Source organism: Streptomyces sp. NPDC045678, from assembly GCF_056432085.1.
Genome location: NZ_JBWKJS010000002.1, coordinates 453,748 through 468,792, shown reverse-complemented (window position 1 = coordinate 468,792; position 15,045 = coordinate 453,748). Strand labels below are relative to the sequence as shown.

The following is a 15,045-nucleotide window of genomic DNA, read 5'->3' as shown; positions in this document are numbered from 1 at the left end:
GGCCGGCCGGTACACCGCACCACACCCAACCGAGCGAGGAGGCCATGGACACCACGCGAAGCACCCCCGATCCGGCCGCGGGCGCGATACCTCATCCCCGGCCTCCTGGACAGCCGACGCGCGGCCGCCGCGCCCACGCAGGCCCACCGGCCGACGAACGCCCCGCCGGAGAGGAGCAGTTCGTGCAGCCCTCGACCTACAGGGCCGCCACGCGCGCGGGATGGTGGCGACTGCGTCCGCGCACCGTCCGGGCCAAGATCGTGTGTCTGCTGATGGTGCCCGTCGTCTCGCTCCTCGCACTGTGGGGGTACGCGACCGTCACCACTGCGCAGGACGTAGCCCGCCTGCGGCAGGTGCAGCGCGCCGACACCGACGTACGCGGCCCGGTCGAGACGGCCGTCATCGCGCTCCAGGCCGAACGCGTCGCCGCCGTACGCTACGCGGTCGAGCCCGGTGCCGACCGCAAGGATGTGCTGGAGCGCCGGGCCGCGAGAACCGACCGTGCCGTGGCAGAACTGCGCCTCGGCGACAAACGGACCGTCGCCGACGGAGCAGGCTTCCCCGAAGGGGTGGTTGACCGCCTGGAAGCCTTCGTGAACGGTGCCGAAGGCCTCCGACCGCTACGAGCCGACGTGTTGGACCGACGTACGGGTTGGGACGCGACGTACGGCCAGTACACCAGGGCGATCGCTCAGGCCTTCGCGGTGGGCGGTGCCCTCACAGGCATGCAGGACAGCACGCAGGGCTCCCACGCGCGCGTGCTGCTCGAATTCTCCAGGGCGGGGGAGATGCTGGCCCGTGAGGATGCCGTGCTTGCCGCGGCTCGGCAGGCCGGCGCTCTGGAGGGCGAGCGCCTCCGGCTGTTCACCGGAGCCGTCGACACCCGCCGGACCCTGACTGACACAGCGGTCCCGGACCTGCGCGGCCCTGAGCGGACAGCATGGCGCGGACTCGAGGGCGCCAGGGCGTACGGGGACGTCCGGGCGGCCGAGGACAAGGTCCTCCTGGCCGAGCCCGGCCGAAAGGCCCTCGCAGCGGCCCCGGCGAAGACGTGGAACGAGGCGTACGCGACAGTGCGGGACGAACTCCATGAGATCCAGGAAAGAGCGGACCGAAGCGCGGCCACCCGTTCCGACCCACTGACCCACGGCGTGCTCACACCTGCGGGCGCCGCGGTCCTGCTCGGACTGGCCGCCGTCGCCGCCTCACTCGTCATCTCCGTACGCATCGGGCGAGGACTCGTGGTCGAGCTGGTGACCCTGCGCAACGGGGCCCTGGAAATCGCACGACGCAAACTCCCGCAGGCGATGCGGCGGCTGCGCGCCGGTGAGGAGATCCAGACCCGCGCGGAGGCACCTCAGGGGCCACCTGCGGACGACGAGATCGGGCAGGTCGCCGAAGCGCTCGGTACCGTCCACCGGGCGGCCCTGCACGCCGCGATCGAGCGCGCGGAGCTCGCAAGCGGCGTCTCCGGAGTATTCGTCAATCTGGCCCGCAGGACACAGGTCCTCGTCCACCGGCAGCTCAACCTCCTCGACACCATGGAGCGCAGGGCCGACGACCCCAACGAGCTCAGTGACCTCTTCCGGCTGGACCACCTGACCACCAGGATGAGGCGCCACGCGGAAAGCCTGATCATCCTCTCCGGAGCCGCGCCCGGCCGGGCCTGGCGGCTGCCGGTCTCCTTGACGAACGTCGTGCGCGCTGCTGTTTCCGAAGTCGAGGACTACGCGCGCGTGGAGGTGCGACAACTTCCCGCAACCTCGGTCCTGGGCACCGCGGTGGCCGACCTCACCCACCTCCTGGCCGAGCTCGTCGAGAACGCCGCCCAGTTCTCACCCCCGCACACCAAGGTGCGCGTCAGCGGCGAGCCGGTGGGCAACGGCTATGCCTTGGAGATCGAGGACCGCGGGCTGGGCATGGGCAAGGAAACGCTCGTGGAAGCCAACCGTCGTATCCAGCATTCCGAGGCGCTCGACCTGTTCGACAGCGATCAACTCGGTCTCTTCGTGGTCAGCAGGCTCGCGGCACACCACGACATCAAAGTGCACCTGAGTACCTCCCCCTACGGAGGCACCACAGCGGTCGTACTGCTGCCGACCGCCCTCCTGCACAGCGGCACGCGGGAAAACCGACAGCCCCCCTCGGAGGCCCGCCACATGGTGCGCGGGGCTGGAGCCGGGGCTGACCTCGACAAGGAGCACGCGCGCGTGCACGAACCAACGGGCCACGACATGAACGCCGACTCCGTCCCGCGCCCCGCCTCCCGACCCGCTCTGGCCGTCGCGGCCGAGGCCTCGTCGCCGCCCGGGATCACCGCGCTGCGGTTGCACCACGGCCGGGACACGCGCGAAACGCCGGGCACGACGCCCACCCGCGCGGATGCGCTCGACGTGGCCGGCCCCGACGCGGAGGACGCCGCACAGGACGCGTCGAGTGAACTGCCGCACCGCGTACGGCAGGCGAGCCTCGCCCCTCAACTGCGCGAACGCCACGCCGCGAGCGGCGGAGGCGAGGCAGACGGCATCGGAAGGGACGAGCGCAGCCCCGAAGAGGTGCGCGACCGCATGACCGCCTACCGCAACGGTTGGGCTCGCGGCGGCGGCAGGCCTCCGGGTGCCGGCGGCTCGGCACCCACGCCCATGGGGCCCGTACCGGGCAGCGACCGCATCGAAGGAGATCCCGCATGATCCAGGACCAGAGCATCCCGGCCGGGCGAGTCGGCGGACTCGGCTGGCTGCTCGACGACTTGGTGCTGCGCGTGAGCGAGGTGCGGCACACCGTGGTGCTGTCCAACGACGGACTCCCGGTCGGCGCGTCGACCGCCCTCACCCGCGAGGACGCCGAACACCTCGCCGCGGTCGCCTCGGGCTTCCACAGCCTCGCCAAGGGGGCGGGGCGGCATTTCGGTGCGGGCGGCGTGCGTCAGACCATGGTCGAGATGGACGACGCGTTCCTGTTCGTGGCAGCCGCCGGCGACGGCTCCTGTCTCGCCGTACTCACTGCGGTAACGGCGGACATCGGCCTGGTGGCGTACGAGATGGCCCGCATGGTCAAACGAGTGGGAGAGCACCTCGACACTCCGGCGCGCTTCGCCGAACAGCCACCGGCCACCGGATGACCGGGGGCGGTGGTACCGATGACCGAGGACACGAGCGGCGTCCCGGAGCAGCCGGGTAGCCAGTGGTACGACAACGAAGCCGGTCCACTTGTCCGTCCCTACGCCATGACGGGCGGACGGACCAGACCGGGACCACGCGGAGTCCGCTTCGATCTGATCGCCCTGGTGACGCTGGACGACAGCGCGCCGGGGCCCGGTGACGGCACGGCACTCGGTCCTGAACACCGGGCACTCATCGAACTGTGCCGCGCGGAGACGCAGTCCGTCGCCGAGCTCGCGGCAGGCGCGGATCTGCCCGTCGGTGTGGTCAGGGTGCTTCTGGGCGACCTACTGGAGATGGGCTGCGTCAGAGTCAGCCGACCCGTGCCACCCGCACAGCTTCCCGACGAAAAGATCCTCCGAGAGGTGATCGATGGGCTCCGAGCGCTCTGACGCCATGGCCACCGAGACGACGGCCATGGCCCTGAAGATTCTGGTCGCGGGCGGTTTCGGGGTGGGCAAGACCACCTTGGTGGGTGCGGTCAGTGAGATCCGTCCACTGCGCACCGAGGAACTGTTGAGCGAGTTGGGCCAGTCGGTGGACGACACCGAAGGGGTCGACCGGAAGACCACAACGACCGTGGCCATGGACTTCGGCCGCATCACCATCCGCTCCGGCTTGTCGCTGTACCTGTTCGGCACCCCGGGCCAGGACCGCTTCTGGTTTCTGTGGGACGAGCTGTCACAGGGAGCCCTCGGTGCTGTGGTCCTCGCGGACACCCGACGGCTCGAGGACTGCTTCCCCGCCGTGGACTACTTCGAGCACCGTCGCATCCCGTTCGTCGTGGCAGTCAACTGCTTCACGAAGACGCGTACGTACGGTGCACGCGAAGTGTCACGGGCCTTGGACCTCGACCGCGGAACGCCGGTGGTGCTGTGCGATGCCCGGGACCGAGATTCGGGGAAGGAGGTGCTGATACGTCTGGTTGAGTACGCCGGGCGGTTCCATACCGCCCGGCTGCTCGACTCCGTCGGATGAGGCACCGGCAAAACAGCCGTACGCGCGCCGGCCGGACTACGGCAAACCCTGCGAGCTGGACGCGTCAGTCGGAGACCCCGGCATAGGCGAGCACCTTGTCGATGCGTACGCGGACCAGGAGCTCTCCCGGAACGCCGTTTCGCTTGGCGAACTCCTCGGCGCGGTCCTCGCCCATGTAGCGCGCACCGAGCCGTCCCGCCCAGTGCTGGACCTGGTCGAGGTCCTCGCTCAGCTCGGCGCGCCCCTGCAGGACGACGAAGGCGAACGGCGGCTGATCGTCGTCGACGCACAGGGCCACCCGTCCGTCCCGCGCGAGATTGCGACCCTTGACGGTGTCCCTAGCGGTGTTGAAGACGAGGTCGTCCCCGTCGAGAAGGAACCAGATCGGTGCGACGTGCGGGCTGCCGTCGGCCCGGACGGTCGAGAGCTTGCCGGTGCGTGTGCCGTGCGAGACGAAGGCCCGCCATTGGTCATCGGTCATCTTCTGTGCCATGTCCTCATCATGCTTGCCGGGGCGCCGGTCGTGGGGAAGGCTGGCAGGTCAGATCCTCCAGCCAGGGGGATTCGACGCGAAACGCACACGGGGAGACAGGAACATGGGGCAGAGCACGGGGCTCGGCTGGCTGCTGGACGACCTGACCCAGCGGATGGAGCACGTACGACACGCGTTGGTGCTGTCCAACGACGGTCTGGTGACCGCCGCCAGCTCGGAGCTGAAGCGGGAGGACGCGGAACACCTGGCGGCGGTCTCGTCAGGGCTGCACAGCCTCGCCAAGGGGTCGGGCCGCCATTTCCATGCCGGGAACGTCCGGCAGACGATGATCGAGTTCGACGACGCGGTTCTCTTCGTCACCGCCGCCGGCGACGGCAGTTGCCTGTGCGTCCTGAGCTCGGCAGAGGCGGACATCGGCCAGGTCGCTTACGAGATGACGTTGCTCGTGAACCGGGTCGGCGAGCACCTCGGCGTGGACGCACGGCAGCCGGAACGCACCCCTGTCGTGGACCTCTGACCTGCGCTGACGCTGCCACGTCAAGAGTTATCCACAGGTCGAGCGAGAATCGCCGGGAGCGGTCTACGGTTTTTCCCGAGAGCAGTTCACCACGCACGGGGGAGAACCACGATGACCGGTGACACCATCACGCACCAGGCAGGGGAAACGACCGTCCGGCCGACGGTCACGCCGAGCTGGGCAGCCAGGGAACTGGGACTGAAACGCGGAGAGTTCGACCTCGCCGTCATGCTCGGGCGTATCCGCACGGTAGGGGAGGCACCGGGCGGTCAGCGCCGCGTCACCCGCGAGGAGATCGACCGCGTGCGCGGAAGTGAGGGCTGTCTCGAAGCGTTGCGCGAGGGCGTCAGAGCCGTCGGCACCACGGAGGGCGCCGAGCTCATGCACATCACCACGGCGCGCTTCACCCGCCTGGCCCGTGCAGGCTTCCTGACACCCGTAAAGTTCTACCTCAACAGGTACCGCGCCGTCGTCTGGCTCTATCTCGCCGAAGAGCTGCAGCATTTCGCCGCTGCCGAACTCAACGCCGCACTCCTCAAAGGCCGCTTGCCCGAAACGATGCGAGGGCGGCTCGAAGAAGGCCAGGACCTGCGAGCACGCAACTGGCGGGGACGGCACGCCGGATTCCTGCTCCGCCAGTCGGAGGACGCGTGGGAGCGGGTGGCAGTCATGGCTTCGCTGCTCGCCCCGCTACAGATCGCGGAGATCGTCAGGGACCCCTATGAACGCGCCTACATCAACAGGCTCAAGCCCGCGCCACGCAGCAGCCCTGGAGCACCGGAATCACCTGGGGCGCGCATCGTGGAGAGGATCACGACGGCAGACGATCCCGATGAGATCCGGTGGCTGCGCTCCAGCCTCCTGATCGGTCTCGTCCAGGCCCGCGCGCAGCGCCAGGCGCCACGGCCGGCCCCGCGACGTGACCATGAACCGAGCGCTCACGCCACGGAATGGACAGCGCCGGGCGATACCACAGCGGTGGTGGAGTCCCGAGGCCTGATGAAGTGGCTGCGCCGCCGTAAACCCTAGGCAGCGCGCAGCGCAGACAGTTCTGTCCTGTCCGCTCTGTCCTGTCCGCGACGGTGTCAGCCCATCGTTGCGTCCAGGTCCTTGGCGTACTCCTCGATGGCGGGGCGGTAGCCCGCGAGCTCCGGGTCCCCGGTCGTGGTGACGAGCAGTGTCAGAAGCAGCTGCATGGCATCGTGCGTTCGACCGGTGTTGTATAAGGCCATGGCCAGAAAGGTCTTGAGCCCGTTGTCGTCGGGGAACTCTGCCACACCCTCGCTGAGGGTGGCGACCGCTTCCTCGTGACGCTGGAGGATTCGATAGGTGCTGCCCAGGCCCAGCAGCGCTCCGCGGCGGTCGTCAGCCGTCAACGCCGATCCGCTGAGCGCGCGCTCGTAGTACGGCACCGCCTCGGCCTCCAGGCCCAGCGTGTCGTGGACCCATGCCGCCTGATAGGCGACTTCCGCATCCAGGGGAAGTTCGGAGGAGAGAACGACGAGCCGCTCCCTGGCCTCTTCGCGCCGACCCGTCTCGCGAAGCCGCACGGCCTCCGACAGCAGCCGATCCCTGTCCGTGCCCGATTGCCCGCTCATTTCCCCGTCCCCTTCACAGCCTCGCAGCCCCGTCACGCCCGGGTGCTTGATCGTGACCGGAACCTATCCCGAACGGAGACACAGATGCTCGGCGAATATCCCCCGCCTCTCGCCCGCGCAGGCCACTCGCCGGTCAGACGCCGGATGTCGGGCTGTCCATGTGGCGCTCCCCGTACGGACGGAACAGCCCCTCCTGCACCACCGACACCAGGAGGCGACCCTCAGTGTCGTAAATACGACCCCGGGCGAGGCCGCGACCCCCCGTGACGATGGGGGACTCCTGGTCGTAGAGGAACCACTCGTCGGCACGGAAGGGGCGGTGGAACCACATGGCGTGGTCGAGCGACGCCATGTCGAAGCCGCGTGGCCCCCAGAGCGGCTCGACCGGGATGCGGACCGCGTCGAGGAGCGTCATGTCGCTCGCATAGGTGAGCGCGCAGGTGTGCACGAGCGGATCATCGCCCAGCGGTCCCACGGCGCGCATCCACACCGCGCTGCGCGGCTCGGCGTCCTTGATCTCCTCGGCGGTCCAGCGCAGCCGGTCGACATACCGGATGTCGAAGGGCTGGCGCCGGGCCATGCGTTCCAACTGCTCGGGGAGTGCGCCGAGGTGCTCCTTGATCTCCTCGGCGACCGTCGGCAGCGACTCCGGAGAAGGGGCCGCCAGGCGCGGCGGCAGCTGGTGTTCGAAGGCGCCCTGTTCGGGCTGGTGGAAGGAGGCGGTGAGGTTGAAGATGGTGCGGCCCTGCTGGACAGCGGTGACGCGGCGCGTCGTGAAGGAGCGCCCGTCCCTGACCCGCTCGACCTGGTACACGATCGGCACGCCCGGGCGACCCGGGCGCAGGAAGTACGCGTGCAGCGAGTGCACCGGACGGTCGCCCTCGGTGGTGCGGCCCGCGGCCACCAGCGCCTGGCCGGCGACCTGCCCGCCGAACACGCGCTGCAAGGACTCGTTCGGGCTGCGGCCCCGGAAGATGTTGACCTCGATCTGCTCCAGGTCCAGCAGGTCGACCAACTTGTCGGCGGGATTGTTCATGGCAGTTCCTCGACTCCTGTCCGGGGCACGCGGGTCCTCGGGGCCCTCAGAGCTGACCGACGTCCGTGACCCGGATGACGGCGAGACCCTCCTCGTCGGAAGCGGCGAGATCGACCTCCGCGCTGATGCCCCAGTCATGGTCGCCGTTCGGGTCGGCGAACGTCTGCCGGACGCGCCACAGACCGTGCTCGGGATCCTCCTCGATGAGCAACAGCTTGGGGCCGCGGGCGTCGGGACCGGTGCCGAGATCTTCGTACTCGTCCCAGTACTTGTCCATGGCCTCACCCCAGGCGTCCGCGTCCCACCCGGACTCGGCGTCCAGCTCGCCCAGCTCCTCGACGTGGTCGAGGGCGGCCAGCTCGACCCTGCGGAACAGTGCGTTGCGCACCAGGACACGGAAGGCGCGCGCGTTGGCCGTGACCGGCTTGACCTGGTCCGCCTTCTCCTGAGCCTCCTCGGCCGTCATGACCTCGGGGTTGGCCAGCTGCTCCCACTCGTCGAGGAGGCTGGAGTCGACCTGCCGGACCATCTCCCCGAGCCAGGCGATCAGGTCCTCGAGATCCTCGGACTTCAGGTCGTCCGGGATGGTGTGCTCCAAGGCCTTGTACGCGCCCGCGAGGTAGCGCAGCACGATGCCCTCGGTGCGGGCGAGCTCGTAGAACGACGTGAACTCCGTGAAGGACAGAGCCCGTTCGTACATGTCGCGGATGACCGACTTCGGGGACAGCGGGTGGTCGCCGACCCACGGATGGCTCGTGCGGTACGTGTTGTACGCGTGGAAGAGCAGCTCCTCCAGGGGCTTGGGGTACGTGATGTCCTGGAGCCGCTCCATGCGGTCCTCGTACTCGACGCCGTCCGCCTTCATCAGCGCCACGGCTTCGCCCCGCGCCTTGTTCTGCTGGGCCGCGAGGATCTGACGCGGGTCGTCGAGGGTGGACTCGACGACGGACACCATGTCGAGGGCGTACGACGGGGACTCGGGGTCGAGGACCTCGAAGGCGGCGAGGGCGAACGTCGACAGCGGCTGGTTGAGCGCGAAGTCCTGCTGCAGGTCGACGGTCAGGCGCACGATGCGGCCCGTGGAGTCCGGCTCGTCGAGCTTCTCCACGACTCCGCCGTCGAGCAGGGAGCGGTAGATCGCGATGGCCCGACGGATGTGCCTGAGCTGCTGCTTGCGCGGCTCGTGGTTGTCCTCGAGGAGGTGACGCATCGCCTCGAAGGCGTTGCCCGGCCGCGCGATCACGGACAGCAGCATGGTGTGCGTGACCCGGAAGCGGGAAGTCAGCGGCTCCGGCTCGGAAGCGATGAGCTTCTCGAAGGTGCTCTCGGACCAGGCGACGAAACCCTCGGGCGCCTTCTTGCGGACCACCTTGCGGCGCTTCTTCGCGTCGTCGCCGGCCTTCGCCAGCGCCTTCTCGTTCTCGATGACGTGCTCGGGCGCCTGTGCCACCACGAAGCCCGCCGTGTCGAAGCCCGCACGCCCGGCACGCCCGGCGATCTGATGGAACTCCCGCGCTCGGAGCGTGCGGACACGGTTGCCGTCGTACTTGGTGAGGGCGGTGAACAGCACGGTGCGGATCGGGACGTTGACGCCGACCCCCAGGGTGTCGGTGCCGCAGATGACCTTGAGGAGACCCGCCTGCGCGAGCTTCTCCACCAGACGGCGGTACTTGGGCAGCATGCCCGCGTGGTGCACGCCGATCCCGTGACGCACGTAGCGGGAGAGGTTGCGGCCAAACTTGGTGGTGAAGCGGAAATTGCCGATCAGGTCGGCGATCTTGTCCTTCTCCTCGCGCGTGCACATGTTGATGCTCATGAGCGACTGTGCGCGTTCGACCGCCTGGGCCTGGGTGAAGTGCACGATGTAGACCGGCGCCTGCTTGGTCTCCAGGAGCTCGGTGATCGTTTCGGTGATCGGCGTCAGACGGTACTCGTACGAGAGCGGCACCGGGCGCGTCGCCGACCGTACGACGGAGGTGGGCCGGCCGGTGCGGCGCGTCAGGTCCTTCTCGAACATGGAGACGTCGCCGAGCGTCGCCGACATCAGGATGAACTGCGCCTGAGGCAGTTCGAGCAGCGGAATCTGCCAGGCCCAGCCGCGGTCCGGCTCGGCGTAGAAATGGAACTCGTCCATCACGACCTGGCCGATGTCGGCGTGCTTGCCGTCCCGCAACGCGATCGAGGCGAGGACCTCGGCCGTGCAGCAGATCACCGGAGCGTCGGAGTTCACGGACGCGTCGCCCGTCAGCATGCCGACGTTCTCGGTGCCGAAGAGTTTGCACAGGTCGAAGAACTTCTCCGACACCAGAGCCTTGATGGGCGCCGTGTAGAAGGTGACCTTGTCCTGAGCGAGCGCCGTGAAGTGCGCCCCGGCCGCGACCAGGCTCTTGCCGGAGCCGGTGGGCGTGGACAAGATCACGTTGGCCCCGGAGACCACCTCGATCAGCGCCTCCTCCTGGGCCGGGTAGAGAGCGATGCCCTGGTCCTCGGCCCACGACGAGAAGGCTTCGAAGAGGGCATCGGGGTCGGCGTCGGGCGGCAGCTGATCGATAAGGGTCACACCCCCATCTTGCCTTCCTTCCCACCCGATCAGGGAACCGGAGGTCCCCACGAAGATCACGAACGCTACGCTGTGTCGCCGACGGGGCGTCAGACCAAGGGAAATGGGGCGGGCAACAGCGATGATGGGACCGGCACACTCACTGTCGGGAGCGGCGGCCTGGCTCGGGGTCGGCGCTGCCGCGGCGGCCGCAGGGCACACGATGCCCTGGCCGGTCCTCCTCGTAGGGGCACTGATCTGCGCAGGAGCGGCGCTCGCCCCCGACCTGGACCACAAGTCGGCGACCATCTCGCGAGCCTTCGGACCGATCTCCCGGGGCTTGTGCGAGATCGTCGACAAACTCTCGTACGCCGTCTACAAGGCGACCCGCAAACAGGGGGACCCGCGCCGCTCGGGCGGGCACCGTACGCTCACGCACACCTGGCTGTGGGCGGTGCTGATCGGAGCGGGCGCCTCGGCCCTGGCGATCTTCGGCGGGCGCTGGGCGGTCCTCGGGATCCTCTTCGTCCACATGGTGCTCGCGATCGAGGGCCTGCTGTGGCGGGCCGCTCGCGGATCGAGCAGCGATGTGCTCGTGTGGCTGCTCGCCGCGACGAGCGCCTGGATTCTCGCCGGGGTCCTGGACAAGCCGGGCAACGGCGCGGACTGGCTGTTCACCGAGCCCGGCCAGGAGTACCTGTGGCTGGGGCTGCCGATCGTGCTGGGCGCCCTGGTGCACGACATCGGGGACGCGCTGACCGTCTCCGGGTGCCCGATCCTGTGGCCCATCCCCATCGGCCGCAAGCGCTGGTACCCGGTCGGGCCGCCGAAGGCGCTGCGGTTCCGGGCCGGCAGCTGGATCGAGCTCAAGGTGCTGATGCCGGTGTTCATGCTGCTCGGGGGAGTGGGCGGCGCGGCCGCGCTCAACTTCATCTGAGTCACCTCCGGCACTGCACGGGGCACCCTCGTTCCGGGGGTGGCCGCGTCGGACGTGTCGGCCGCGGTTCACGCCCTGCCTGGCCGGTCATCGTGCCGGGCGTGCCGCGGCTCACCGTGCCAGGAGTGCCACAGCGCGGCGTAGGCGCCGTCGGCCTCGACGAGCTCCTCGTGGGGGCCCAGCTCGGTCACCCGGCCGTCCTGCATCACCGCCACGCGGTCCGCGTCGTGGGCCGTCTGCAGACGGTGGGCGATGGCGATGACGGTGCGCCCCCGGAGGACCGCGGCCAGGGCCCGCTCCGTGTGTCGTGCTGTCGTCGGGTCCAGGAGCGCGGTCGCCTCGTCGAGGATCAGCGTGTGCGGGTCGGCGAGTACGACTCGGGCCAGCGCCAATTGCTGGGCCTGCGCTCCGTGCAGCTGGTGGCCTCCGGGGCCCAGCGCGGTGTCGAGACCGTCCGGGAGGTTGTACGACCAGTCGGCGCCGACTGCGGTGAGGGCTGCTCCGAGTTCGGCGTCCGTGGCGGACTCCGCCGCTATCAGGAGGTTGTCCCGGACGGTGCCGAGGAACACGTGGTGCTCCTGGGTGACGAGGACGACCTGCCTGCGCAGCTGGTCCGGGGGCAGGTCGGCGATCGGTACGCCGCCGACGGTGACCGTTCCGGCGAGGGGGGTGTCGATACCGGCCAGGAGTCGGCTCAGGGTGCTCTTTCCCGCCCCCGAGGGCCCGACGATCGCGAGCCGCTCACCGGGACGCACGGACAGGGTGACCCCACGCAGGACATCGCCTCCACTCCCGTACGCGAAGCGCACTTCCTGCACCTCGATGCGGTCGTCCTCCGTGGTGCCGCTGGGGGAGTGGGAGGCAGAGGGCCCGCCGGACGTCGGGGGAGCGGCAGCGGGGAGCTCGGAAGGCCCCTTGGGGGCGGCCGCCAGTCCTTCGACGCGGGCGAAGGAAGCGCCGCTCGCCTGGACCTGTTCGACCTGCTGAAGGATCGTGTCCAGGGGCTGGGAGAGCTGCTGGAGGTACAGGGCCGCGGCGACCACTGTGCCGAGACTCACGGACCCTTGTTGGTGCAGCACGCCGCCGAGGAACAGTACGGCGACGACCGGGACCGCGTACGAAATGTCGATGGAGGGGAACAGGACGCTGCGCAGGAAGAGCGTCCTGTCATGGCCGGCGACGCACCGCTCGATCGCCGCCTCGCTGTCCGCGACGCGGCGCTCGCGCAGCCGAAGCGCCTCGACGGTGCGGGCGCCGGAAGCGGTGGCCGCGAGCACCTCAGCCAGCGCGGAGTGCGCCGCGCCCTGCTCGAGGTAGGCGGAACGCGCGCGGCGCAGGTACCAGCGGGTGGCGAACCAGATGCCGGTGAGACCAAGCACGCCACAGACACCGAGCAGCGGATCGAGGAGGAAGACGGCGGCCAGGATGAACAGCGCCTGCACCGCCGCGACGAACACATCGGGCCCGGTATCGCGCAGCATCTGTCCGGCGGTCGCCACGTCGGTGGTGCCGCGCGCCGTCAGATCGCCCGCACCGGCCCGTTCCACGACCGAGGCGGGCAGCGCGAGGGCCCGGTCGACGAACTGTTCACGGATGCGGGCGAGGGTCCGCTCACCGAAGCGATGGGCGAGGTAGCGGGCATGGCGCGCCAGAAGGAGCTGGGCGAGGGCACCGGCCAGGATGCCGAGGGCGAGGCGGTCGACGGCATCGACGCCGCCGCCGTCCCTGACCGTATTGATGATGCGCCCGAGGAGCCAGGGGCCGGCGAGGCCGGCTGCCGCCGCGAGCGCATTGAAGGCGATCATCGTGACGAACGCGCCGGTGTCCTGGCGGATGAGGTGGACGGCGGCGCGGCGGACCTGGCGGCGGTCGGCCACGGGCAGCTGTCCGGGTGCGGGGGCCGCGCCAACCGGGCCGCGGTGGGACGACGTCATCGGAGGGCCTCATGAGTCGGCTCGTCGGAAGGGCGAGGGCGGGTGCGACGTTCTGCCGCATGCTGCTGCTCCGCCTCGTGGCCCTCGGTCTCCGCGCCTTCGCCGGTGCCGCGCGACACGAGGCGTCGGTAGTCCGGATGCCGTGCGAAAAGGTCGGCGTGGCTGCCGGTCGCGCTCACCCGGCCGTCGACCAGGTAGTGGACGACGTCGGCTCGGTCCAGGACGAGGGGAGACGTGGTGGTGACGAGAGTCGTGCGGCCTGCGCGGGCGGCGCTGAGCCGGGTCGCCATGTTCGCCTCGGTGTGGGCGTCGACCGCGGAGGTGGGTTCGACGGCCAGGAGGACTTCCGGCTCGGCGAGGAGGGCCCGGGCCAGGCGGACGCGCTGGCGCTGGCCACCGGACAGGTTGCGGCCGTGGGAGTCGAGCGTGGCGTCCAGCCCGTCCGGCAGGCCGAGGACGATGTCACGGGCCATGGCCGCGTCGACCGCCCGGGCGATGGCCTCCTCGTCCGGCGCGCAACGGCCGGCGACGGCCGCGCGCAACGTACCGGCGAAGAGGTCGGCCTCGTTGTCCGCCACCAGGATGCGGCTGCGGACCTCGTCCAGGGCGACGGCGTCGAGGCGCACCGATCCCCAGGTGGCAAGGGAAGGAGAGAAGCGGCCCAGGCGGTCGACGATGTCCGTGCCGTCGGAGGAGCGAGCACTGACCAGGGCGGTGAGGAGTCCGGGCGCGACCTCCACACCGGACAGCGGGTCACGCAGCACGGACGGTTTCTCCGGGCCGGGCACAGGCTCCGCACGCGAGCAGGACTCCCATTCCCCGGGTGCCAGGTTCAGGAAGTCCACGACCCGTCGCGCGGCGACCAGGCCTCGGCCGATGTCGTAGCTGCCTTCGATGAGGAACGTCACCGGCAGGACGAGCACGGCGGCGTAGCCGTAGACGGCCACCAACTCGCCCACAGTGATGTCGCCCTGGGCGGCCATGCGTGCGGCGAGCCAGGTCACGGCGGCCAGGAACAGGGTGGGCAGACCGATACCGAAGGTCTGGACCCAGCTCATGCTCGAACCGACCCGGTAGCCCTCGTCACGGAGCCGGCGGGACCCCTCGCCGTAGCGGGCCGCGAACACCCCCTTGCCGCCCAGGCCGTTGAGGACACGGAGGCCGCCGGCAAGGTCGCCGAGTATCGCGGCGAGCGCGCCCTGACGCTCCCGGTAGGCCGACTCGGCCCCCTGCAGACGGCCGAGGAACGGGCCGATCAGTACAGCGAGCAGGGGCACGCCCACGAGCACCACGACGGCGAGCAGCGGCGAGACGGACAGCAGCAGCGCGGCCACGACGAAGTAGGCGATCACGGCGCCCACTCCGGGCCCCGTCACGGTCAGGGTCTGGCTGATCACGCCCACGTCGGAGTGACCGATCGTGACGACCTCACCGGCCGAGACCCGGCGGGGCAGGGCCGCGCCGAGCCTGGTCGCGTGGTCGACCACGACACGCACGGTACGGAAGTAGGCGTCGAGCCGGATCCGGGTCATGGTGCGGTGCCGCATGATCGCCAGCCAGGCGTTGAGGAGCCCGGTGCCGAACAAGGCCGCGCACCAGCCGACGAGGGCGGAGCGGTCGCCCGGTCGCAGGCCGTCGTCGATGGCGCGCGACAGGACGTACGGCGGGAGAGTCAGGCAGACCATCCACACGCTGCCCAACAGGGCACCGAGGAGCACACGTTGCGGCTGGCTGACGATCACCCACCAGAGGTAGCGGGCAGGCCCGCGCCGGTCGGGGACGTCGGGATCCGTGGACGGTGCAGCCATCCTCGTACCCTAACTACCCCCGGACCGGCGGAAACAGGGTCCCC

At 70.0% G+C, this 15,045-nt stretch carries 13 protein-coding genes; 7 read left to right on the top strand and 6 right to left on the bottom strand.

Annotated features, from left to right (window positions below; translation table 11 throughout):
- Nucleotides 1-44 precede the first annotated feature (44 nt).
- From AC07DO_RS08585 to AC07DO_RS08570, 4 genes are read left to right on the top strand one after another with little or no spacing between them, the layout of a single operon-like run.
- Nucleotides 45-2,690, top strand: coding sequence for a sensor histidine kinase (locus AC07DO_RS08585; protein ID WP_479057903.1), 2,646 nt, complete (start codon nucleotides 45-47; stop codon nucleotides 2,688-2,690).
- Nucleotides 2,687-3,121, top strand: coding sequence for a roadblock/LC7 domain-containing protein (locus AC07DO_RS08580; protein WP_479057902.1), 435 nt, complete (start codon nucleotides 2,687-2,689; stop codon nucleotides 3,119-3,121). Before AC07DO_RS08585 ends, AC07DO_RS08580 begins: the two co-directional genes overlap by 4 nt.
- Nucleotides 3,122-3,139: 18 nt before the next feature.
- Complete coding sequence (locus AC07DO_RS08575) at nucleotides 3,140-3,553, top strand: DUF742 domain-containing protein (RefSeq protein ID WP_479057901.1); 414 nt, start codon at nucleotides 3,140-3,142, stop codon at nucleotides 3,551-3,553.
- Nucleotides 3,534-4,139, top strand: a complete 606-nt coding sequence (locus AC07DO_RS08570; protein ID WP_479057900.1) for a GTP-binding protein — start codon at nucleotides 3,534-3,536, stop codon at nucleotides 4,137-4,139. Before AC07DO_RS08575 ends, AC07DO_RS08570 begins: the two co-directional genes overlap by 20 nt.
- A 64-nt stretch (nucleotides 4,140-4,203) precedes the next feature.
- Here the strand turns inward: AC07DO_RS08570 and AC07DO_RS08565 are convergent, their stop codons facing one another.
- Nucleotides 4,204-4,632 carry a PPOX class F420-dependent oxidoreductase gene (locus tag AC07DO_RS08565; RefSeq protein WP_479057899.1) on the bottom strand — a complete coding sequence of 143 codons (429 nt, stop codon included), beginning with the start codon at nucleotides 4,630-4,632 and terminating at the stop codon, nucleotides 4,204-4,206.
- Between the two features lie 103 nt (nucleotides 4,633-4,735).
- Here AC07DO_RS08565 and AC07DO_RS08560 point away from each other — a divergent pair, with 103 nt between their 5' ends.
- Entirely contained in the window at nucleotides 4,736-5,149 is a 414-nt protein-coding gene (locus tag AC07DO_RS08560; protein ID WP_479057898.1) for a roadblock/LC7 domain-containing protein, read from the top strand.
- A gap of 111 nt (nucleotides 5,150-5,260) precedes the next feature.
- A complete protein-coding gene (locus tag AC07DO_RS08555) occupies nucleotides 5,261-6,178 on the top strand; it encodes a DUF6397 family protein (RefSeq protein WP_479057897.1) in 918 nt (305 codons plus the stop codon).
- 56 nt (nucleotides 6,179-6,234) lie between these two features.
- Here AC07DO_RS08555 and AC07DO_RS08550 read toward each other — a convergent pair whose 3' ends face one another.
- The 3 genes from AC07DO_RS08550 to AC07DO_RS08540 all read right to left on the bottom strand — a co-directional run bounded on the left by AC07DO_RS08550 (nucleotide 6,235) and on the right by AC07DO_RS08540 (nucleotide 10,403).
- Nucleotides 6,235-6,747, bottom strand: coding sequence for a tetratricopeptide repeat protein (locus AC07DO_RS08550; RefSeq protein ID WP_479057896.1), 513 nt, complete (start codon nucleotides 6,745-6,747; stop codon nucleotides 6,235-6,237).
- Between the two features lie 133 nt (nucleotides 6,748-6,880).
- Nucleotides 6,881-7,783 carry an acyl-CoA thioesterase gene (locus AC07DO_RS08545; protein WP_479057895.1) on the bottom strand — a complete coding sequence of 301 codons (903 nt, stop codon included), beginning with the start codon at nucleotides 7,781-7,783 and terminating at the stop codon, nucleotides 6,881-6,883.
- 46 nt (nucleotides 7,784-7,829) lie between these two features.
- On the bottom strand, nucleotides 7,830-10,403 hold the full coding sequence (locus AC07DO_RS08540; protein ID WP_479057894.1) for a DEAD/DEAH box helicase: 2,574 nt from the start codon (nucleotides 10,401-10,403) through the stop codon (nucleotides 7,830-7,832).
- Nucleotides 10,404-10,464: 61 nt separating this feature from the next.
- Here AC07DO_RS08540 and AC07DO_RS08535 point away from each other — a divergent pair, with 61 nt between their 5' ends.
- A complete protein-coding gene (locus AC07DO_RS08535) occupies nucleotides 10,465-11,259 on the top strand; it encodes a metal-dependent hydrolase (RefSeq protein ID WP_479057893.1) in 795 nt (264 codons plus the stop codon).
- A 68-nt stretch (nucleotides 11,260-11,327) separates the two neighbouring features.
- Here AC07DO_RS08535 and AC07DO_RS08530 read toward each other — a convergent pair whose 3' ends face one another.
- On the bottom strand, nucleotides 11,328-13,193 hold the full coding sequence (locus AC07DO_RS08530; protein WP_479057892.1) for an ABC transporter ATP-binding protein: 1,866 nt from the start codon (nucleotides 13,191-13,193) through the stop codon (nucleotides 11,328-11,330).
- The gene (locus tag AC07DO_RS08525) at nucleotides 13,190-15,001 is read right to left on the bottom strand and encodes an ABC transporter transmembrane domain-containing protein (RefSeq protein ID WP_479057891.1); all 1,812 of its coding nucleotides are present in this window, start codon (nucleotides 14,999-15,001) and stop codon (nucleotides 13,190-13,192) included. The genes AC07DO_RS08530 and AC07DO_RS08525 overlap by 4 nt, the downstream gene beginning before the upstream one ends.
- Nucleotides 15,002-15,045 lie beyond the last annotated feature (44 nt).